16 protein-coding genes are annotated in these 21,866 nt (G+C 38.8%); 8 read left to right on the top strand and 8 right to left on the bottom strand.

The features are described from left to right. Positions 1-278: 278 nt before the first annotated feature. A complete protein-coding gene (locus tag ESZ39_RS03255; protein WP_146878363.1) occupies positions 279-647 on the top strand; it encodes a hypothetical protein in 369 nt (122 codons plus the stop codon). Between the two features lie 4 nt (positions 648-651). On the opposite strand, the gene ligA is transcribed toward ESZ39_RS03255, so the two are convergent. From ligA to smc, 3 genes are all read right to left on the bottom strand, one after another. After that, positions 652-2,736 carry an NAD-dependent DNA ligase LigA gene (gene ligA, locus ESZ39_RS03260; protein WP_146878364.1) on the bottom strand — a complete coding sequence of 695 codons (2,085 nt, stop codon included), beginning with the start codon at positions 2,734-2,736 and terminating at the stop codon, positions 652-654. Positions 2,737-2,838: 102 nt separating this feature from the next. Continuing rightward, positions 2,839-3,981 carry a cell division protein ZipA gene (gene zipA / locus ESZ39_RS03265; RefSeq protein WP_146878365.1) on the bottom strand — a complete coding sequence of 381 codons (1,143 nt, stop codon included), beginning with the start codon at positions 3,979-3,981 and terminating at the stop codon, positions 2,839-2,841. Positions 3,982-3,995: 14 nt separating this feature from the next. Then, positions 3,996-7,571, bottom strand: a complete 3,576-nt coding sequence (gene smc / locus ESZ39_RS03270) for a chromosome segregation protein SMC (RefSeq protein ID WP_146878366.1) — start codon at positions 7,569-7,571, stop codon at positions 3,996-3,998. Positions 7,572-7,788: 217 nt separating this feature from the next. Between smc and cysZ the strand changes: the two genes are divergently transcribed. Next, positions 7,789-8,544: a sulfate transporter CysZ gene (gene cysZ, locus ESZ39_RS03275; RefSeq protein WP_146878367.1), complete on the top strand. Its 756-nt coding sequence runs from the start codon at positions 7,789-7,791 to the stop codon at positions 8,542-8,544. A 346-nt stretch (positions 8,545-8,890) separates the two neighbouring features. After that, positions 8,891-9,283 (top strand): hypothetical protein, encoded by a 393-nt coding sequence (locus ESZ39_RS03280; protein ID WP_146878368.1) that lies wholly within the window; start codon positions 8,891-8,893, stop codon positions 9,281-9,283. A 159-nt stretch (positions 9,284-9,442) separates the two neighbouring features. Here ESZ39_RS03280 and ESZ39_RS03285 read toward each other — a convergent pair whose 3' ends face one another. Together ESZ39_RS03285 and ESZ39_RS03290 are read right to left on the bottom strand one after the other, a co-directional pair. Then, the gene (locus ESZ39_RS03285) at positions 9,443-11,302 is read right to left on the bottom strand and encodes a M1 family metallopeptidase (protein WP_146878369.1); all 1,860 of its coding nucleotides are present in this window, start codon (positions 11,300-11,302) and stop codon (positions 9,443-9,445) included. A gap of 93 nt (positions 11,303-11,395) precedes the next feature. After that, positions 11,396-12,262, bottom strand: coding sequence for an OmpA family protein (locus tag ESZ39_RS03290; protein ID WP_146878370.1), 867 nt, complete (start codon positions 12,260-12,262; stop codon positions 11,396-11,398). Positions 12,263-12,458: 196 nt separating this feature from the next. On the opposite strand from ESZ39_RS03290, the gene rnt reads away from it, so the two are divergent. After that, entirely contained in the window at positions 12,459-13,154 is a 696-nt protein-coding gene (rnt, locus tag ESZ39_RS03295) for a ribonuclease T (protein WP_146878371.1), read from the top strand. Positions 13,155-13,204: 50 nt separating this feature from the next. On the opposite strand, the gene ESZ39_RS03300 is transcribed toward rnt, so the two are convergent. Continuing rightward, positions 13,205-13,591 (bottom strand): hypothetical protein, encoded by a 387-nt coding sequence (locus tag ESZ39_RS03300; RefSeq protein ID WP_146878372.1) that lies wholly within the window; start codon positions 13,589-13,591, stop codon positions 13,205-13,207. Positions 13,592-13,974: 383 nt separating this feature from the next. Next, positions 13,975-14,316 (bottom strand): Grx4 family monothiol glutaredoxin, encoded by a 342-nt coding sequence (locus ESZ39_RS03305; RefSeq protein ID WP_146878373.1) that lies wholly within the window; start codon positions 14,314-14,316, stop codon positions 13,975-13,977. A 259-nt stretch (positions 14,317-14,575) separates the two neighbouring features. On the opposite strand from ESZ39_RS03305, the gene ESZ39_RS03310 reads away from it, so the two are divergent. The 4 genes from ESZ39_RS03310 (at position 14,576) to ESZ39_RS03325 (ending at position 20,284) form a co-directional block, all read left to right on the top strand. Further along, a complete protein-coding gene (locus ESZ39_RS03310) occupies positions 14,576-15,157 on the top strand; it encodes a Fe-Mn family superoxide dismutase (protein WP_146878374.1) in 582 nt (193 codons plus the stop codon). A 325-nt stretch (positions 15,158-15,482) separates the two neighbouring features. Next, positions 15,483-17,417 (top strand): PrkA family serine protein kinase, encoded by a 1,935-nt coding sequence (locus ESZ39_RS03315; protein ID WP_146878375.1) that lies wholly within the window; start codon positions 15,483-15,485, stop codon positions 17,415-17,417. Between the two features lie 42 nt (positions 17,418-17,459). After that, entirely contained in the window at positions 17,460-18,734 is a 1,275-nt protein-coding gene (locus ESZ39_RS03320) for a YeaH/YhbH family protein (RefSeq protein WP_146878376.1), read from the top strand. 23 nt (positions 18,735-18,757) lie between these two features. Continuing rightward, entirely contained in the window at positions 18,758-20,284 is a 1,527-nt protein-coding gene (locus ESZ39_RS03325) for a SpoVR family protein (protein ID WP_146878377.1), read from the top strand. A 73-nt stretch (positions 20,285-20,357) separates the two neighbouring features. Here the strand turns inward: ESZ39_RS03325 and fadR are convergent, their stop codons facing one another. Next, entirely contained in the window at positions 20,358-21,068 is a 711-nt protein-coding gene (gene fadR / locus ESZ39_RS03330; RefSeq protein ID WP_146878378.1) for a fatty acid metabolism transcriptional regulator FadR, read from the bottom strand. Positions 21,069-21,866: the final 798 nt, after the last annotated feature.

Here is a 21,866-nt window from a genome sequence, read left to right on the forward strand (position 1 = left end):
TTTTGCCGCACTTTTAGCACAAATCTATCACTTTTTTGCAACACTTAAGTCGATAGTTAGTATGCGGCATAAAGTTTACATCAGCTAAGCCAGACCAGTTAAATTTTCTCTCATTGGCATACTATCACTGACATTTCATCACGTTAATCGATATACTGAGCCCGCATTAGCGTTTTGCCTAATAGCAACAGCGACCATAATAATTAACACCCTTGGGTTTTCTCAAGCCTTTATCTTAATTAATTTAACAACAACGAGCAGGAGTTACTTTTCACTACATGCTATTTTCAATCACCCCAGAACTCTTTAATTATATTGCTATTACCTTTGCCCGTTTTAAATGGCAACTTTTAGCCTGGAGCCTATTCTTTTTTGTGCTTTATATTGCTTTGCAGTCACAAATTCAGCTCAACACCCCTAGTGTATTGGTTTGGTTAGCAATACTTATTTTATTTGTTGCGATTGAAAGCTTAGTGGTTTCAGCGTTTATGTTTTTCTTTCAGGTGCTGCCCTCAACGCGAGAGGAAAATAGAGCTTGGTTTAAATTCTATCGAACCATTGAGTGGTGCGAAACAATACTATTTGCCATACTGCTGCCCTTACCCATAGTATTGTTTATTTATGCCTTTGTGCGCTTAGCTATTTAACTGTTTATTTGTTGAGTAGCGCTATCATCTCATCTTCGGTTAAGACGCTAACCCCTAACGCTGTTGCTTTGACTAATTTAGAGCCTGACTTTTCGCCGGCAACTAAATAATGGGTTTTGGCTGAGACACTGCCCGACACTTTTGCACCTAAGGCTTGTAATGCCGCTTTGGCTTCATTGCGGTCCATTTTGCTTAAGGTGCCGGTTAGTACAAAGGTTTGATCTTTTAATGGTAATTCATCATCATTTTTAGCTTCAATATCTGGCCAAGACATCATATTTTCAAGCTCTTCAACGACTTCAACATTATGATCTTGAGCAAAAAAGTTAATAATATTTTTCGCTACTATCACACCAACATCAGGCACTTGCTGTAATTGTGCTTCGCTCGCTGATTTAATGGCGCTAAAGTTAAGAAAATATTGCGCTAAGTTTGCCGCGGTAGTTTCACCTACTTCCCGAATACCCAAAGCGTAAACAAATTTTGCTAAGGTCGTCTTTCTGGCAACCTCAAGACCTTTAATTAAATTAGTGGCTGACTTTTGCCCCATACGTGCCATGGTACTGACATCAAGCTCAGTTAATTTAAATAGATCTGCCGGGGTTTTTATCAAGCCTTCATCCACTAACTGCTCAACTAATTTATCGCCTAAACCGTCAACATCAAGCGCCTTGCGCGAAGCAAAGTGCTTAATGGCTTCTTTGCGTTGTGCCTGACAGTATAAACCGCCCGTACAACGTAATACCGCCTCTCCTTCTGCCTTTAAAACCGCCGATTGACATACCGGGCACACGGTTGGAAAAGCAATAACTTGGGCATTTTCAGGGCGACGCTCAAGTACCACACTGACGATTTGGGGAATAACATCACCTGCTCGGCGAATAATAACGGTGTCGTTTATCTGAATGCTTAAACGGTCAATCTCGTCTTGATTATGTAACGTGGCATTACTGACGGTAACACCACCAACAAATATCGGTTTAAGACGGGCAACTGGCGTTATTGCACCGGTTCGACCTACTTGAAAGTCAACCGATTCCAATGTGGTTAGCTCTTCTTGAGCCGGAAATTTATAAGCGGTCGCCCAACGTGGTGCACGAGCAACAAAGCCGAGTTGTTGCTGTAGGGCAATGTCATCGACTTTAAACACGGTACCGTCAATTTCATAACTTAAGCTCGCGCGTTGTTGTAAAATATCTTGATAGAAGGCTTCTACCTGTGTGGCGTTGTCCAGTAGTTTTACTTCAGGACACATCGGCAGCCCTAGTGCTTTTATTTGGCATAAACGCTGATAATGAGAATTTGCCAACCAGCTTTCGTCAATGCTTTTGCTTTCCTCAACATTGTCGCCATTGTTGGCTATGTTTGCTAAAGCGCCAACAAAACCAATACCATAAGCATAAAAGCCCAAGTTGCGTTTGGCGGTAATTTTAGAGTCCAACTGTCGTAAGCTGCCCGCGGCGGCATTGCGTGGATTAGCAAAGCCTTTTTCACCTTTTTTTATCGCCTGTTTATTTAAAGCGTCAAAGCTCGCTTTTGGCATAAACACTTCGCCACGAACTTCTAAAATATCAGGAAAACTTGTCCCTTGTAAACGTAATGGAATAGATTTTATAGTGCGCACGTTTTCGGTAATGTTTTCACCCACGGTGCCATCACCACGAGTAGCGGCTTGAACAAAAACACCGTTTTCATAACGTAAACTTACCGCTAAACCGTCCAATTTGGGCTCGGCACAAATGGCAAAATCAAGCGTTGACTTTACACCACCTCGATTTAACCTATCAAGAAGTCGTTTAGCAAAAGCTTGCCACTCATCAGCTGAAAAAACATTGTCTAACGACAACATCGGTAATTGATGTGTCACTTGACTAAAGGATTTAAGTGCCGCGCCACCTACCTTCTGGCTAGGTGAATCAAGGGTTTTTAGTTCTGGATGCGCGGTTTCTAACGCGATTAATTCCTGCATTAATCGGTCATATTCAACGTCAGGTACACTGGGCTCATCAAGCACGTAATATTGATGATCGTAGTGGTTGAGCAACTGACATATTTCAGCCATGCGTTTAATAACCGTTTGTTCAGACATAAGTTTTATTTACTTTGAAAGTGAGTGTTTTACTGTCAATAATGTCCGGCTATTGTTCCTACCTACATTATTGACAATGAAATTTATCGAGGAAGAAAGTTTTTACTTTGAGCCGATGCGACTCTTGCGTTCAAACTCGCGAATAAGGCTAATATAATGCTGTTCAGTTTGTTTGGTCATCACGCTTCGCTTGTGATCAAGTAATTGTGCACGAAACTCTACCGCCAGTTGTTTAGCCGCATTTAACATTTGCTCAAACACTGAAAAAGCATCAACAGGATTAGGTAGAGTCATAAAAAGGGTAATACCTTGGGTGCTAAAGTTTTCAATGTCATCAAGATTAAAGGTGCCTGGATTCATCATATTAGCTAGGCTAAAGGTTACTTTTCCATTCCCCGCGTTGTCTTGATGGCGGTGAAATATATTCATTTCGCCGTATTTCATCCCTAGAGTCAGCAATGTTGGTAATAAAGCAGCGCCTGACATGACTTCTCCTTTTGGCATAACAACCGAGAGCACAATAACTTGTGGCTCAATATTAATAGCCGCAGATTTTTCACTTGCCGGTGTTGCTGGCTGATTAGGCATATTTTTTGCCGCTTCATCACTTAAGTTAGTTTCTAGTTGCTTACCTTTAACCTTAGGTTTGTGCACATCTTTATTAAGCATAGCGGTTTTATTGACTAAGGTGTCTGGCTTTGCCTGTGTTACAGGTTGTTGATAAACCGGCTTAGTTTGCAGGGCTTTTTTTCTATTAGCTTCATCGGTGGCCGTTTTATTGGCGGCTGACTGATTGTCAGCCAACTCTTCAAAGCCGTCTTCTTGATAGTCAGGCGTATCTGACAACGCTTGTTGTTTTAAGTGCTCTGGCACAGCTTCAGTATCATTATGCAAAGCACCAAAATTTACTTTTTGATCTTGGTTTTGTTCGTCAAAGGCAGCAGCAGGGACATCAGTTGGCATAGGTGCTTCGCTATAAAAATCGGCACTACCGTCAACACGATGAGACTTAACTGCAAGCTCATCGTCTTGCTCGCTAGCACTGACCACTTTTGGCTTGCTTACGCCGTCCTGATCAAAACCTGAACCATCAAAGCCCCGTGACTGAGGTGTCACTGGCTCTACTTTGGTTTTTAATTTATACGGATTTTTTTGTTTTCTAATGGTCCAATAACCATGAATAAAAATGGCTATTATCACGATAGCACTGATAATAATTAATGTGTTTCTGAAATTATCTTCCATTACCTAGCCTATTCTTATACTTCTGCCATGGCGATTGCTTCGTCAATATCAACCGCTACCATACGTGAAACACCTGGTTCAAACATAGTAACTCCGGTTAAATGTGACGCCATCTCCATTGCTATTTTATTATGACTTATATATATAAATTGCACTGTTTGCGACATTTCTCGCACTAGATTACAAAAACGACTAACATTTGCATCATCTAAAGGTGCATCCACTTCATCAAGTAAACAAAATGGTGCCGGGTTCAATCTAAAAATCGCGAACACTAATGATAATGCGGTCAGCGCTTTTTCTCCACCAGATAATAGATGAATCGTGCTATTTTTTTTACCTGGCGGTCTGGCCATAATGGTAACCCCTGTTTCGAGTAGGTCTTCACCGGTTAGCGTTAAGTACGCTTGACCACCACCAAACACCTTAGGAAATAGCACCTGTAGGTCTTTATTAACCTGATCAAAGGTCAGTTTAAACTTATGACGGCTTTCTTTATCTATTTTTGCCATTGCCGCTTCTAAAGTGCTAATGGCATTATTAAGGTCTTGATCTTGTTGGTCAAGGTAACTTTTGCGCTTAAACTGACTTTCGTACTCTTCAATCGCTGCTAAATTTATAGCCCCTAATAATTGTATGTCTTTAGCCAATTTAATTAACTGCGCTTGCCAAAGCGATTCTTTCGCATTTTTGGGCATGGCTTCAACAACACTATCAATATTTTGTTGTAACTCAGCTAAAATCTCCAAGGCACTTTCAGCTCTTAATTTAAAGCCTTCGCTATCTAATTGTAAGCGTGCTAATTGCTGATTAAGCGCACTGATTTTATTTTGGCTGCTTTTTTGCTGTAATTCTAAGGTCGCTAAACGTGTTTGGCTGTCATTTAAGCTTTGCTGATTAAATTGCAGTTTGTCATTAATAGCAACTAGGTTGTCAAGCCATTCGGGTAATTGCTGCTCAAACTCTTGTATTGGCTGACTGTTATCGGTAAAAACTTGGCTATTACTGCTCAGCCTTTGGGTCAGTAAATTAACGTTGTCTTGATTAGAGCGAATACGTTGTTCACCTTGCATACGCTGACTTTTAAGTTGTTCAACCACTAAGCTCGATTGATGTCGTTGTTGATGCAATACTTGGCCGCGCGCTTGAATTTGCTCAATTGACTCTTGCAATAGTGCTTGTTGTGCAGAGAAATTATCTACACTAGGGCCGTTGTCATCAGATACTTGTGCTAATTGCACTTGAAAATCAGCTAACTTTTCTTTGGCGATATGCTCACTGTCTAGCAAGTCATCTATTTGCTCAGTGAGTTTCTGCTGCTGACTTTGTTGCTGTGCACTCGCCTGAGCTTTCAATGAGATTACGTTATTAAGCTCATTAAGCTTAGCTTGTTTTAAATTAATATTTGGGCTTATGGCACTTTTTTCACTTGCTAATCGCGCTAGCTGTTCACTGGTTTGACTTTGCTGCTGCTCAATATTTTGTTGTCCGCTCAATAAATCCTGAATCAAAGTTTGCTCAGTGGTAAGCTCGCGTTGCAAACTAATATAGTCGTGCCCTTGTTCAAGCTTGCCTTTGGTTAGCATGTGATGATGCAGCCAAGTGCCGTCTGGGCAAATAATACTTTGATGACTCGCTAAACTCGATAATTTTTGCTGGGCTTCGCGATAATTTTCAGCCAGAAAAATAGCGTTGAAATAGCTATTTAGCGCGCTAACACCACTAACTTTACTCGCTAAAGTGTCAACTTTAATTATACTTAGCTCGATGCTATGTTTGCTATTTTCATCGGTACTTTGAACATCGCTTTGGGCATCACTTTGAACAAATTTTTGAGCCGTGTTTTGAGTGATGCTTTGTATTGTATTTCGATAAACAAAACATAGGTTATCCGCCGTTAAGTTGCCATCTGTATCAGCCTTAGGCAAAGTTTCAATAACATGGCCAGCTAACCAATGTGATAACACCACTTCGACCGCCAGCTCCCAACCATAAGCCACGTCAAGTTGACTCTGTAACGACACAACTTCAATAATGCTTTGCTGGCTAAACCATGTGGCTTGTTTTTCACTCCAAGGCGATGTATCAGCAAGTTTTATCTGTAATGCTTCAATCATTTGGCTTTTAACGGTGTGCTGGCCAGTCGCTACCGCCAACGCTTGATTTAATTCTTGAGATGCTTGCTGCAGGTTTGCCGCTTTATCGGTTAATTGACTCTGTTGCTTTTGCAACTGCTCAATAGCGCTTATTACCAGCGTTTTTTGCTGCACTAATTCCTGCTTAGCAGCAGGGTCTTGTTGCGGTAATAAAGCCATTTGCTGACGCAACTTAATGGTTTGCTGGCTAACTTGTTCGATAATGGTTTGCTGTTGGGTAATGGTAGCGTGCATGGTCAATTTTTTCTGTTGATTCGCATCGCGCTTTTGCTGTTGTTGCTGCCATTGGCTGTGTAATTCTTTCTGCTCTACTTGCTGTTGTGCCAACACCGTTTGACAATTTTCCAACGCTGCCTCTGTCGCTTGCAGTTGCGGTTGTTGTTCATTTAATTGTCTATTACACAATTTCAACTGCTCTTGCTCGGTTAAAATTAACTGTTGTGCATTGAGTAATTGCTGTTGAGTTAGTTCGTTGTCGGTTTGGCTTTTTTCTGATTGTGCTTTTAAGTATTTAACTTGCTGTTCGGCGCGAGCAATATTTTGCGTTACATTAAGCTTTTGCTGATGCAGTGTTTGATTATTATCATTGCATGCCTGCATGGTAGCTTTTAATTCAATCATGACTAAATCATTTTGACTTAGCTCAGCATTCTGGCTTTCAACTTTACTTTCAAGCGCTAGAATTCGCGTCTGATGTTGTTGGCGTTGCTGATCAAATTTTTGCCAGCGTAAAACTGCTAGCTCTGCTTTATATTTGCGTTCTTGTTGTTTTAAGGTACGAAAGCGTTTAGCCGCTTCTGCTTGTTGATGCAATTTATCAATTTGTACATCAAGCTCAAGACGAATATCACTGAGTCGCGCTAAGTTTTCTCTGGTGTGGCGTATTCTCGTTTCGGTTTCTTTACGGCGTTCTTTATACTTTGATATGCCCGCCGCTTCTTCAAGAAACACCCGTAACTCTTGTGGTTTTGACTCAATTAAACGAGAAATAGTGCCTTGTTCGATAATGGCATAACTACGCGGCCCTAAACCGGTACCAAGAAAAATATCAGTAATGTCTCGACGCCGACATTTTGTGCCATTTAAAAAGTAAGTATTGATACTCTCGCGGTTAACCACACGACGTACCGAAACTTCACTTCTATCCGCCATATTGCCTTGAATACGGCCCTGAGTATTATCAAAAAATAACTCAACACTGGCTTGGCCAATAGGTTTTCGACTGGCTGCACCATTAAAAATAACATCAGTCATGGCTTCACCACGCAAGTTTTTCGCAGAGCTTTCGCCTAATACCCAACGCACAGCGTCAATAATATTTGACTTACCACAGCCATTTGGTCCAACAATGGCGGTCATTTGTTGTTCAAAGTGAACTTTGGTGGGATCGACAAAGGATTTAAAACCTGCCAACTTTATATGCTTGAGTCGCATTAAATCGAAAAACCTAATCACAGTATTATATTGGCTAAAGTAAAAACAAATTAAAGCTAAATTTTTGCCAGCCAATAAAATTAAAATTAAACATCAGTAACTGGCGTTACTGTATCAGAGATTGATGTACTTTGTAACATCACAATACTGTTCATATCATGCTAAGGATCCTATAATCGAGCCATTAATATCAATTAGTTAGGTTAATAAAACAACAATGAACAATAGTAATAACCCCCCTTTGGCCAACGGCGGTGCCGGATATTTTATTAAAGGCTTTGAGTTGATCCGCACGCCTGGCATTCGACGTTTTGTCTTTATTCCATTAACAGTTAATTTGATCCTTTTCAGTTATGCTTTTTATTATATGTTCTTACAGTTAAAAGGCTACATGTTGACCTTAGACGATTGGCTGGGTGAATCGTTTTCTTGGCTCAGTAATTTTATTTGGCCATTAGCTGTGTTGTTTGTGTTGATTGTTTTTTCATTTATTTTCAGCTCTGTTGCCAATTGGTTAGCCGCCCCCTTTAATGGTTTGTTATCAGAGAAAGTTGAAGCGTTATTGACCAATCAGCCGTTAAATGATGCCGGGGCTTTCGACGTTGTTAAAGACATTCCTAGGACACTAAGTCGCGAGTTAACCAAACTGGGCTACTATTTTCCACGCGCATTGGGCTTCTTTTTACTTTATTGGCTATTGCCGGTTATCGGCCAAGTACTATGGTTTTTATTTCTTGCTTGGATGATGGCAGTTCAATATAAAGATTATCCGTTTGATAACCACAAAGTTAGTTTTAACCGCATGTGTCAAGCCTTGAAGCAACGCCAAGGGTTAAGTTATAGTTTTGGTATAACAACTGCCGTATTCTCGATGATCCCAATAATAAACTTAGTGGTGATGCCCGTGGCTATTTGCGGCGCTACAGCACTGTGGGTTGACCATTATCGTGATGAATTTGTTGACCGTTCATAATAAATCAAATAACAATCAATAAGTTACTAACTTTTAAACGATGAGTGCAAACATTATGCATATTTTGATGCTTGTTTAAACGCGCGTTTACATGCTGTTCAATTGATTTAACATACATTTTCACTAAAATTTGACAGTAAAAAAATCAACGGGCACACTTAATACCCTACCCGTTTCATTAATTAAATGATCTACATTATGGTGTTTATCTAATAGTTTGTCGTTTTAATTATTAAATAAACAAGCCTATTATTGGTGATTTTAATTAATATAAATGATCATAGCGTTGGTGAACTGGCTTAAAGTTTATTATTAATATTACATTGAAATTTAAAAGGAACTGGCAATGCAATCACTGGGCTGTATACCCAAGACTTCATTTTTATCCTGTACTTTATTGCTGCTAATGTTAAGTTTTAGCATTAACGCCGCAAGTATTAAGTCAGAAAAAAGTACTATGGAAAAAATTGATATTCCAGTCATTGAAGGCGCGCGCGTGTTTGCCAAATTTAATGATAAAACACCTGTGGTGATCAATTACTTCACCTCAGTAACTGAAGATGCCGTGATAGCATTTTATAATAAAAATTATGGTGAGCCGATTCAACGCGAACGTAAACGTGGCCGCTTAACCTTAAACTACCAAAAAGATTTACAGCAAATACGTGTGGTTATTTCACAGCAAAATAAGCTACGCCAGGTTGATATCATTGTTGATAAACGCACAGTAGAGCCATAATTATTTGTATAAAAAGTTCAAAGCACATTGCTAGACATAAAAAAACATCGCAAATAGCGATGTTTTTTTTGCTTTTTATTATGTTAACTTTTAAATATTAATTAGCTAACTCGATCATCAATTCAGTCATTGATCGCAACAACTGGACTTAAGTTGATATTAATTTAACAAAATAGCGTCAACAGTACCTTGTGCTAGTGGGTGGTAACCTGGACGTGCCTTTTTATAAACCGCTTGTGCCCATTGCTTACCTTTGGTTGATTTTGCTAGCTCTTCATACAAAGGCACAATTAACTTGCGTCGACCTATTGATTCTAAGTAGCTAGCCATAGCTGGATACACCACGTCATAACCAGAGCGCAATGCTAACAAATACCAAGCATGAGCAACTTCAGCGTTGGTACTCTTGGTTAAGTTAAAGGCTTTATCTAAACTTGTCATACGCTGGTTAGAAATGCTCAAAGGCAGATTATTAATAAAATGTAACCATTCATGTAAGGTCCAATTTTGTGTCGGTATTTGCACCAACTCAAGCTGATCACTGGTCCATTTTGAAATAGTATCATCAATTTTAATAAAAGCATTTGAGCGTGGCTTAGGGGCGTAACTCGGTAAACCTTGTTCATAAATCCATTCATTAAGTTCGACATCACTGACGATATTAGGGTATTTATCAGTTAAATTAGCTTTTAGATAAATAACAAAACTTTTGGTACCTAAACTTTGAAAAGCGTGATCATCAAAATATTGCATGATGAAAGTATCAAATTTTTCACGTCCAAATTTTTCTTCTAAATACAGTAAGAATAACTGCCCTTTAGTGTAAGGTACACCAGAAAAAGCATCATCGGGATCACGGCCTTTAAGGTCGATATACAATTGTGTGTCGCCTGGCGGTAACTCCGCCATTTCATAACTTAAATTTTGCGCATCTAATGCGCGTTCCATCAAAGCTCTATCGGCGCCAAATACCGCTTCCATAATACGGTTTTCAACATAACTGGTAAAACCTTCGTTTAACCATAAATCGCGCCAGCTTTCATTAGTCACTAAGTTGCCTGACCAAGAATGTGCTAGTTCGTGAGCAATTAAGTTGACTAAACTTTTATCACCTGCAATCACTGTCGGGGTAATAAATGACAATCTTGGGTTTTCCATACCACCAAAAGGGAAACTTGGCGGTAATACTAATAAGTCATATCGACCCCAACGATAGGCACCAAAAAGCTTTTCAGTTTCATCAATCATCAGCTGTGTATCATCAAACTCAGCAACGGCGCGATCTAGAATGTATTGTTCGGCATAGATACCGGTTTGCTTGCTCATGGCTTTAAACTGTAAATCACCCACAGCAATAGCAATTAAATAAGCCGGAATAGCTTGCGGCATAGCAAACGAATAATCGCCATCACGCAAAGCGTCAGGTTTATTGTTAGCACTCATGACCGCTAACAAATCATCTGGAGTGGTGATGCGAGCATTGTAAGTCATGCGCACGCTGGGGGTATCTTGTATTGGTATCCATGAACGAGCATGAATGGCTTGGCTTTGACTAAACATAAACGGTTTGTCTTTACCGGCGGTTTGCTCAGGAGATAGCCACTGTAAGCCAGAGGCTTGCGGCAATGAGTTATAATAAACTCTAATCATTGGCGTTTGAAAAGGTGTGTTAATAGTTAGCTTTGAGCCCATCACATCGTCGCGCTTAGCCAACTGGTAATTTAATTTTACCCACTGATTATTGGCATTTTTTGCCATAACACGATGAATGTCTAAATCGCGGGTATCTAAATAAATATTAGCCGCGTCATCGTTCAGCCAGTTGAGGCTTAGTTCAGCAAAGCCCTTTAATGACTTTTGCTCAAAATCAACATTCAAGTCTAAATAAAGGTGGCTAATTTTTACTTGGTTATAATTTGCATAAGTTAATGCATCAGCTGCTTGCGCCGAGGCTAATTGAACCCACGCAAGCTGTACAACACAAAACGTAGTGGCAACAAGGCGAACTAAAAATTTCATAAATCACATCCAAAGTTAAAAAGGCCTGTAGATTACAGTGAATCTACAGGCCTCTTCAAGCGCTATTTATTTTTTAATTGGCTGATATAAAGACTATGGCTGTTCCATACGGATAACAACGCGACGGTTTTTGCCACGACCGATTATGGTTTCATTAGACGCTACATGGCGTTTTTCGCCGTAACCATTCGCCTCAATGCGACTCGCGTCAATGCCGCTGCTGACAATAAGCTCTCTAACTTTACTTGCCCGGCGTTGTGACATTTTCATGTTAGTATTTCTACCGCCGTAACTATCTGAATAGCCATCAATTAGCACTAGGTCTAATTTAGAATCGAGTGCTAAATACTCAACAATCATATTCATCCGCTTTTGTGATGCTTTGGTTAATTTATCAGAGCCAAACTGATAATTAAGCACAGTATAGGAGATATCATCAAAGTTAAAATCGAGTAAATTGCTCACACAACTGACAAAGGCTTGATAGGCTTGCTGAAAACGTGCTGTAGATAAGCCGACCGTAATTTTATCGTTGTCGCTATACCAATCGTTATAATAAAATGTTGGGCTCATGCCCTGATCAAGCTCATTAAGCATATTCCAGGCAATTTTTTTCGGTAGACCGGGTGAGAATTGCTTATGTAACGTCATATTCGCTAACGTTCTACCAGCAATTCCAGGTCGCCAATTAGGCGCTTCAGAACGCACCTCAGCTAAAGAGTAACGGTCAGGTAAGCGCATCATTTCCAGTTCAAATTCCATATTCATTTTTCGGTTGGCTGAACTATAAAATTTGGCTTCGCCATAGCGCGGAATTTGATGTGATAAGGTGCATTGCAAGCGAGAATTATCGGTTAACTGCCAAGTAGATTTTGCAATATCTGCACGATATTGCCTAACCCCCGCATTAGTTTGGGCAATACATAATGATAATGTAACGAGCGTAATAATTTTTTTCATAAAAATAATTTCTTGCCAATTAAGATAAATTTTATAGCGACATCTTTACTATCGACAAAATCATCAATAACTTTAACAGTTAATTAAAATATAGCCAAAAAAAAATTAGGCGCTTTTAGTTTTGGGTGGTGTCTTAACGGGTTATTTCTGCGATAATCTCAAGTAATATTTTTGCTAACCAGTACCCATTGCCTTTATGTCTGATAATAAAACAGCGACTAACACTAATGCTGAAAAATCACTATTTTCTCAACGCTTTCGAGGCTACTTCCCCGTCGTTATTGATGTTGAAACCGCCGGTTTTAATTCACAAACCGATGCCTTACTGGAAATTGCCGCAACAACACTTACCTTAGGTGAAACTAGCGGCCAATTCAGTTTAGATGAGACCATACATTTTAATGTTGACCCTTTTGAAGGCGCTAACCTAGAGCCCGCAGCATTAGAATTTACCGGTATCGATCCCACTAACCCGTTACGTGGCGCAGTAGACGAAAAGAAGGCAATTACTGAAATATTCAAATTCGTGCGAAAAAAAATGAAAGCTGCAGGTTGCCAACGCGCGATTATCGTCGCGCACAACGCGGCCTTTGATTTAGCTTTCGTGAATGCAGTTACTCAACGTTGTTCAATTAAGCGCTCACCTTTTCATCCTTTTGTTAGTTTTGATACCACGACGTTATCAGGGCTAGCATTAGGGCAAACGGTGTTAGCAAAAGCCTGTGCGACAGCGCAAATTGATTTTAATAACAGTGAAGCGCATTCGGCGTTATATGACACAGAAAAAACAGCTGAGTTATTTTGTTATATTGTTAATAAATGGCAACAGCTAGGTGGCTGGCCATTAATTCAACCTGAAGAGGCTATACAAGTAAATTCAGCTGAAGAATAATTGTAGATTTATTGCTGTATTACACATTTGCGACAATTAGCTTACTGCACTTAAAATAACGACTTTGCTTTTCGGCGATTACTGACTCTGAAAAGCAAATTTTTCAATGCGACCATCATTAAAAGAAAAGCTAAAAACTGTAAGGCAGGTAAACTAGTTTTTAGTAGCATGAGCGTAGCAAGGCCAAAGTAACTATAAGGCAGGTATTCGTACAGCCATTCAGGTAAAGTGTTTTTGTTATTTGGCTGTTTTTCAGTCGCTTTATAACGATCAAGGCGACGATATCCTGAGCGAGTAACCAAAGTTGCACAGCCGGCAACATAGAATAAACCTACAGATACAAACACCGGCCAAGTGTCGTAAAAAGCCATTAAATAAGCACAAACTAAAAAATAAGCGTACGGCAGACTTTCATAAATGAATGTTGGATAAAACATCAGCAATCCTTGATGGGTTTATTGTTTAGCCAGTTTTTGTAATAAATAGTGATTTTTTAATCTAACCGGACTAATCATATAGTTTTCTTGATATGAGCTTAGTTGTGAAGCACTATTTTTCAATCATTTTTAAATTTCAGTCACAAAAAAAGCCGCTAGAAGCGGCTTTTTAACGGGTAAATTAACTTAAGCGTAAAATTTATCAGCATTAGCTATAAATTATGCAGCAGCACCTTCTGTTGCCGCCACCGTGCTTTTATCGTCTTTTTTTACCTCCAGAACATACTTCACCGTGTTCTTGGTAAAATTGTAAAGCATTACCATACGAATTATTTAATCTTAACGCCACTTGAATGTGGCGGTATTAAGTAATAATTAGCTCGTTACTCTGAACTTTCTACTGCACTATGCTTAGCGGCAGATTCAGTGATCAAGGTTTGTAATTCACCTTGCTGATACATTTCCATAATGATGTCACAACCGCCAACAAGTTCGCCATCAACCCATAGTTGTGGAAATGTTGGCCAATCAGCATATTTTGGCAATTCAGCACGGATATCAGGGTTTAGTAAGATATCAACATAGGCGAACTTTTCACCACAGCCCATCAATGCTTGAGAAGCCTGTGAAGAGAACCCACAATTTGGTAATTTTGGTGAGCCCTTCATGTAAAGAAGGATGCTGTTTTCACTGATTTGTTCTTTAATGCGTTCGATTGTATCCATAATAACCTCAAAAATTAATACTTATTGTGCTCAGTACTTAAAGTAAAACTGATGAAAATAAACAGAACAATAAATACTAAAGCAAAAAACTTATATATTAAAACATAATAGCCTTGATAAAACCTATGGTAATACCTATATACTTGAGTAAACTATGTAAGCTTTAATACTTGAGTAGTTTACTAGGTTTTAGAAAAACAAACTACCTCTTTAAATTAGCATAAGAATAATTTTTTATAATCACTATCTGGAGAATATAATGACTATCGAATTACCAGCACTACCATATGCCATGGATGCACTAGCACCACATATTTCACAAGAAACCTTAGAGTTTCACTATGGTAAGCACCACAATACTTATGTTGTAAAGTTAAACGGTCTTATTGAAGGTACTGATTTTGAAGGAAAATCTTTAGAAGACATCGTTAAATCATCAACAGCTGGTGTTTTCAATAATGCGGCACAAATTTGGAACCATACGTTTTACTGGAATAGCTTAAGCCCTAACGGCGGCGGCGAGCCAACAGGCGCGTTAGCAACCGCTATTGATGCAAACTTTGGTTCATTTGCAGAGTTTAAAGAAAAATTCACTGCCAGTGCTATTAATAACTTTGGTTCAAGTTGGACATGGTTAGTTAAAAATGCCGATGGCAGCCTTGCTATTGTTAATACATCAAACGCTGCGACGCCACTGACTGATGAAGGTGTTACACCGCTTATCACAGTAGATTTATGGGAACATGCTTACTACATTGATTACCGTAATCTTCGTCCTAGCTACATGGAAGCTTTCTGGGCGTTAGCGAACTGGGATTTTGCCTCAGCAAACTTCGCGTAATCGCTAAAGTAGATTAATTTCAACTTAAAAGGTCAGCATTAATTGCTGGCCTTTTTATTTGCTACAAATTTAACTAACATACCTTGTTATCTATTCAACCACATAGCCTGCTCATTAACATCATGTGGTTACAATTCTTTTCGCTAATATTTAACCGCTTTCATAATTAGCACCTAGACTTATGCTTATATTAAGTAAAATAGTCATGGTAGAAAAATAATCTAATAATTATATCGGGTTTGATAAGTAACATTGTTCAAATAGTCGAAGCTCAAATAGTCGAATTATCAGCCCAATCTGAACGATTTATCTTCTGGAGGCGATTATGAGTATATTTCAACATTTCCAATCACGCTACGACGAAGCACAAGAAGAGTGCTATTCAATTCAAGACTTCCTTAGTCTATGTCGTCATGACCCTATGGCCTATGCTAGTGCAGCGCAGCGGCTGTTAAAAGCTATTGGCAAACCAGACATGATAGATACCTCAAATGAGCCTTGTTTAAGCCGAATTTTCTCCAATCGGGTTATTGCCCGTTATCCCGCTTTTAAAGATTTTTATGGTATGGAGGAAGCCATAGAACAAATTGTGGCTTATTTAACTCACGCCTCACAAGGCTTAGAGGAGCAGAAACAAATTCTCTATTTACTTGGCCCTGTTGGTGGCGGTAAGTCGTCATTGGCTGAAAAGTTAAAAGCGTTAATACAACAAGAGCCGATTTATGTGCTGAGTGCAAACGGCAAACGCAGTCCAGTAAATGATCACCCTTTTTGTTTATTTGATGCCAATGCCGACGGCAAAATATTGCAACAAGAATATAATATTCCTGAACGTTACCTCGGTACCATCATGTCGCCTTGGATTGCAAAACGTTTGCATGAGTTCAAAGGCGATATAGCAAAGTTTGAAGTAATAAAAATTTATCCTTCTATTCTTGACCAAATTGCTGTGGCTAAAACCGAGCCAGGAGATGACAACAACCAAGATATTTCTGCTCTGGTCGGTAAGGTAGATATTCGCCAATTAGAGCATTTTGCCCAAAACGATCCTGATGCTTATAGCTACTCAGGCGCTTTATGTCGTGCCAACCAAGGATTAATGGAGTTTGTTGAAATGTTTAAGGCACCCATTAAGGTGCTACATCCACTTTTAACGGCAACACAGGAAGGTAACTACAATCCAACAGAAGGCCTTTCTGCCCTGCCATTTAATGGCATTTTACTGGCTCATTCCAATGAGTCTGAATGGACAACCTTTAGAAATAATAAAAATAATGAGGCCTTTTTAGACCGAGTTTATATTGTTAAAGTGCCTTACTGCATGCGGGTTTCTGAAGAAGTGAAAATTTATCAAAAACTTCTAGAAAACAGTGAATTAAATAATGCCCAATGCGCACCAGACACCTTAGAAACCTTAGCACAATTCTCGGTACTGTCACGCCTAAAAGATCCTGAAAATTCAAGTATCTATTCTAAAATGCGTGTGTACGACGGTGAAAGCTTAAAAGATACCGATCCAAAAGCAAAGTCATATCAAGAGTATCGAGACTATGCAGGTATTGACGAAGGTATGTCAGGGCTTTCAACGCGCTTTGCTTTTAAAATATTATCCCGTGTTTTCAACTTTGATCATTTAGAAGTGGCAGCAAATCCGGTGCATTTATTTTACGTACTTGAACAGCAAATAGAACGAGAACAACTGCCTAAAGAGATTAGTGAGCGCTATCTAGCCTTTATCAAAGGTTACTTATCACCACAGTATATTGAGTTTATCGGCAAAGAAATTCAGACTGCTTATTTGGAGTCTTATTCTGAATATGGCCAAAATATTTTTGATCGTTATGTGACTTACGCTGATTTTTGGATTCAAGACCAAGAATACCGTGATGCTGAAACGGGGCAACTATTTGACCGAGAAGCGCTCAATAATGAATTGGAAAAAATAGAAAAACCCGCGGGTATCAGTAATCCAAAAGATTTCAGAAATGAAATTGTCAACTTTGTGCTACGTGCTAAAGCCAACAACAATGGTAAAAATCCTTTATGGACCAGCTACGAAAAATTGCGCGTAGTTATTGAGAAAAAAATGTTTTCAAATACCGAAGACTTATTACCTGTTATTTCATTTAACAATAAAACTTCCAACGATGATCAACAAAAACATGATGACTTCGTTGAGCGCATGATGACTAAGGGCTATACCAAAAAACAAGTCAGATTACTTTCTGAATGGTATTTACGCGTAAGAAAATCTTCTTAGCTTGTACTTAGTGCCTCCACAATGACTAAGTTAGGAGCATATATGACAAACTTTATCGATAGGCGATTAAATAGTAAAAACAAAAGTACGGTCAACCGACAGCGCTTTATTAGACGTTATAAAAGCCAAATTAAACAAGCTGTTTCTGAGGCAGTCAATAAACGTGGCGTTACCGATATCACCAGTGGTGAAAATATTACCATTACTAAGAAAGACTTAAACGAACCAGTTTTTCATCAAGGTAGTGGTGGTATTAAAGACCGTATACACCCAGGTAACGACCAGTTTACTACTGGCGACCACATTGTGCGGCCACCACAACAGCAAGGACAAGGCGGCCAAGGTAATGCTAGTGATTCTGGCGAAGGCGATGATGACTTTGTCTTTACTATTTCCAAAGATGAATATCTACAGTTACTTTTTGAAGATTTAGAGTTACCTAACTTGGAGAAAAATCAGTTAGACAAAATAACTAATTATAAAACTGTGCGTTCAGGTTATTGCGCTGAGGGCGCAGCTTCCAATATCGATATTGTAAAATCATTGCAGGGCTCAATAGCGCGCAGAATTGCCATGACCGCGGATAAGCGACGCAAACTTAAGATACTTGAAGCAGAGTTAACCTTGCTAGCACAAGACCGACACGAAAACACTCTAGCTAAAAATAAGCTTATTACCGCCATTGGCAGTCTTAAAGATAAAATCAGTAAAGTGCCTTTTATTGACTCCTTTGATTTGCGTTATCGACATTACGCTAAACAAGCAGTGCCAACATCAAAAGCGGTGATGTTTTGTATAATGGATGTCTCAGGTTCAATGGATCAAGCCACTAAAGATATTGCTAAACGTTTTTACATTCTTTTATACCTATTTTTAACGCGTACTTATGAAACCATCGACGTGATTTATATTCGCCACCATACCCAAGCAAAAGAAGTTGACGAACATGAGTTTTTTTATTCGCAAGAAACTGGCGGTACTATCGCATCTAGTGCTTTAGAGCTAATGATTGAGATAATGACGCAGCGTTATAACGAAAAAGAATGGAATATTTATGGCGCTCAAGCATCTGACGGTGATAATTGGGCCGATGACTCTCCGCACTGCCAGCAATTAATGCACGACAGTATACTGCCAAAAACCCGATACTTTAGTTATATCGAAATAACCCAGCGTGCTCATCAAAGCCTATGGCAACAATATGCCCAAATTGCTGATACCGACAATACTTTTTCAATTGAGCATATTAAAACAGTGGCAGATATTTATCCTGTTTTTAGAGCCTTATTCAAGAGAAAAAAAGTACAAGCAGCCTAACAATTTAATACATTGGAGCTTTTATGACTAAACGTGAACGACTTGACGATAGCAGTGATTGGACATTTGCTAAGCTTGAACAATACCAAAGTGAAATTGAGCGTGTTGCACAACATTACCGTTTGGATACCTACACTAACCAAATTGAAGTGATCACCGCCGAACAAATGATGGATGCCTACGCAGGCGTTGGCATGCCTATTGGCTATAATCATTGGACCTTTGGTAAGAAGTTTATTCAAACCGAGCAAACCTATAAGCGCGGACAAATGGGCTTAGCTTATGAAATTGTTATTAACTCGGACCCCTGTATTGCGTATTTAATGGAAGAAAATTCTATGGCGGTGCAAGCCCTTGTTATGGCGCATGCTTGTTATGGGCATAACTCATTTTTCAAAGGTAACTATTTATTTAAATCATGGACAGACGCAAGTTCGATTATTGACTACTTACTCTTTGCCAAGAAATATATTGCTGATTGTGAAAATAAACAGGGTATTGATGAGGTTGAAGCTTGTCTTGATGCCTGTCACGCCCTAATGAATCATGGTGTTGACCGTTATAAACGACCACAAAAAATATCAATGGAAGCCGAAATAAAACGTCAAAAAGAACGTGAGTCTTATTTACAATCACAAGTTAATATGCTTTGGCGAGTCGGTGCCGATAATGAAAAAGAAGGCACAAAACCCAAGGCAACATTTCCAACAGAGCCGCAGGAGAATATTCTCTATTTTATCGAGAAAAATGCCCCACTATTAAAGCCTTGGCAACGAGAATTAGTTCGTATTGTCCGAAAAATTTCACAATACTTTTATCCACAAAAACAAACACAAGTGATGAACGAAGGCTGGGCTTGTTTTTGGCACTATACCATTCTAAATCATCTCTACGATGAAGGCTTAGTCACTGATAAATTTATGTTGGAATTTTTACATAGCCATACTAATGTTGTCGCACAAGTTGACTATAACAGCCGTTATTATTCAGGTATAAACCCCTACGCCTTGGGTTTTAATATGTTTATAGACATCAGACGGATATGTGAAAACCCAAGCGAAGAGGACAAACTTTGGTTTCCTGACATAGCGGGGAGTAATTGGCTCGATACCGTACACTTTGCTATGGAAAACTTTAAAGATGAAAGCTTTATAAGCCAATTTTTATCACCAAAATTAATGCGAGATTTTAAACTCTTTCATTTACATGATGACAGTGATAAAAACTACATTGAAGTGGGTGCTATTCATAATCAAGGTGGCTATCAAAAAATTCGCACGATGTTATCTGACCAATACAATTTAAGTAACCTAGAAGCCAACATCCAAATTATTAATGCTGATGTCAGTGGCGATCGCTCATTAACTTTACGCTATATACCGCATCAAAAAGTATCACTTGCCGACTCTAAAGATGAAGTGTTAAAGCACTTATATTACCTGTGGAAATTTGATGTAAAACTGCTACAAGAAAATAAACACGGGGTTGACGAAATCATTGCACAATGCCCAAAGCCAGATGAATTGGCAAAAAAAAAGGCAACTCTCTAGTTGCCTCGTTGACTTTATATAATAGCGTTAACTTAGTGTTATTATTTTTTAGCAGTTGCTTCTTGATTATTAGTTATTCAGCAAGCTCTTTTAACACTTCGTCTTTTAGTTCAATCCAAAGTTTACCTGACTCAATACCGTATTTTCTAACTGCAAATACCGCTTCGTCACATTGGCCTGCTTTAGCTAGTTCAATCAGCTTTTTATAATAGGTTCGTGATATTTCACGGCCGCGCGGATGAGAATAATACAAACTACCTAAGCGCGAATACAAACCTCTAAAGCCATTTAGAATCAATAAATAAATAGAGTTTCCTGAGGCAACAACCAAGTCTTTATTAAGCTTGTAATCAAACTCTGCAAACGCTTCGCCAGTATCTTCAACATCTTCAATGGCTGACAATAATTCAATGGTTTTTTCTGGATTATTTTTAATTGCGCCACGAACATATATCGCACTAATATTGGTACGCGCCGACATTAAATTATCCACTAAATCAGGAATACCTTCTTGATCAAGCTGCGCTAACGTTTCAAGAATGTTAAGGCTAGATGTTTCCCAAAAGTTATTAACTTTGGTTGGCTTACCATGTTTAATAGTTAACCAACCATCGCGTGCTAAACGTTGTAACACTTCTCTTAATGTCGTTCTTGTGACGCCGATAAGTTCTGATAATTCACGTTCAGCGGGTAAAATAGTACCCGGTGGAAATCCACCATTCCAAATAGATTCTACAATATACTGCTCGGCAAATCCTGCTGGGCTGTGCGCTTTTATAACCATGTGGCTCCACATCACTTAAAGTTGACTGTAATTGGAACAGATTGTACCAGAACATCCAATTGACACAAGCGCAATAGAATTGATAATAAATTTGGCTAGCGCCACTTACATCGAGAATTTGGGGCAACCTTAGAATTTTATCACTACGATATCTAAGAAAGATACCTACATCTCGCATAAGTTTTCTAAGGTGACTTGTACAAATTCATTATGTGTGTGGGAATTTTTCTTTGTTTTTGAAATTTTAATACCTGTCTGAGTTTTAAAGTACTTGAAACTATATACACACTAGCTTTATGGGTAGTTACTGTCGGTGTATACAAATTGTAGTTAAGGTTATATTTATTCAAGTGAAGTGTGTGGGTTCCAGTTTATTTTGAAATTTAATCCAGCAAGGTGCTGTATTACCGATAATAAGTGGCCTTGCAGTATTTTAACTCGCACAATAGATAATGAATGAACAAGATTTTTATAAGTAGGCGTGAAGATGAAAATCCAATTACACTAAAGGCAGAGGACATTCTGATAACTTTTGGTTGTGTTGTAAATGCTAACTAATGCCCCCCTTAGCTGACCTAATTTGGACATGAGTCTCTCCTAATAAATGATCCACTTTACCAAAACGGTCGCTCAGGTAATTTATAGGCATCACTTAAAAGTTTCATTACCTATTATACCAATTTGATTAATTAAGTGATCACCTTTTTCATGAGGAAAAATGGATAAATACAAGGCATAAAATTTAGTCAGTAGTTATTCACCTTATAAATTTTATAACGCTGTAGTTATTCATTTTAA

The organism is Colwellia sp. C1TZA3, from assembly GCF_007954265.1.
Classification (GTDB): Bacteria; Pseudomonadota; Gammaproteobacteria; order Enterobacterales; family Alteromonadaceae; genus Cognaticolwellia.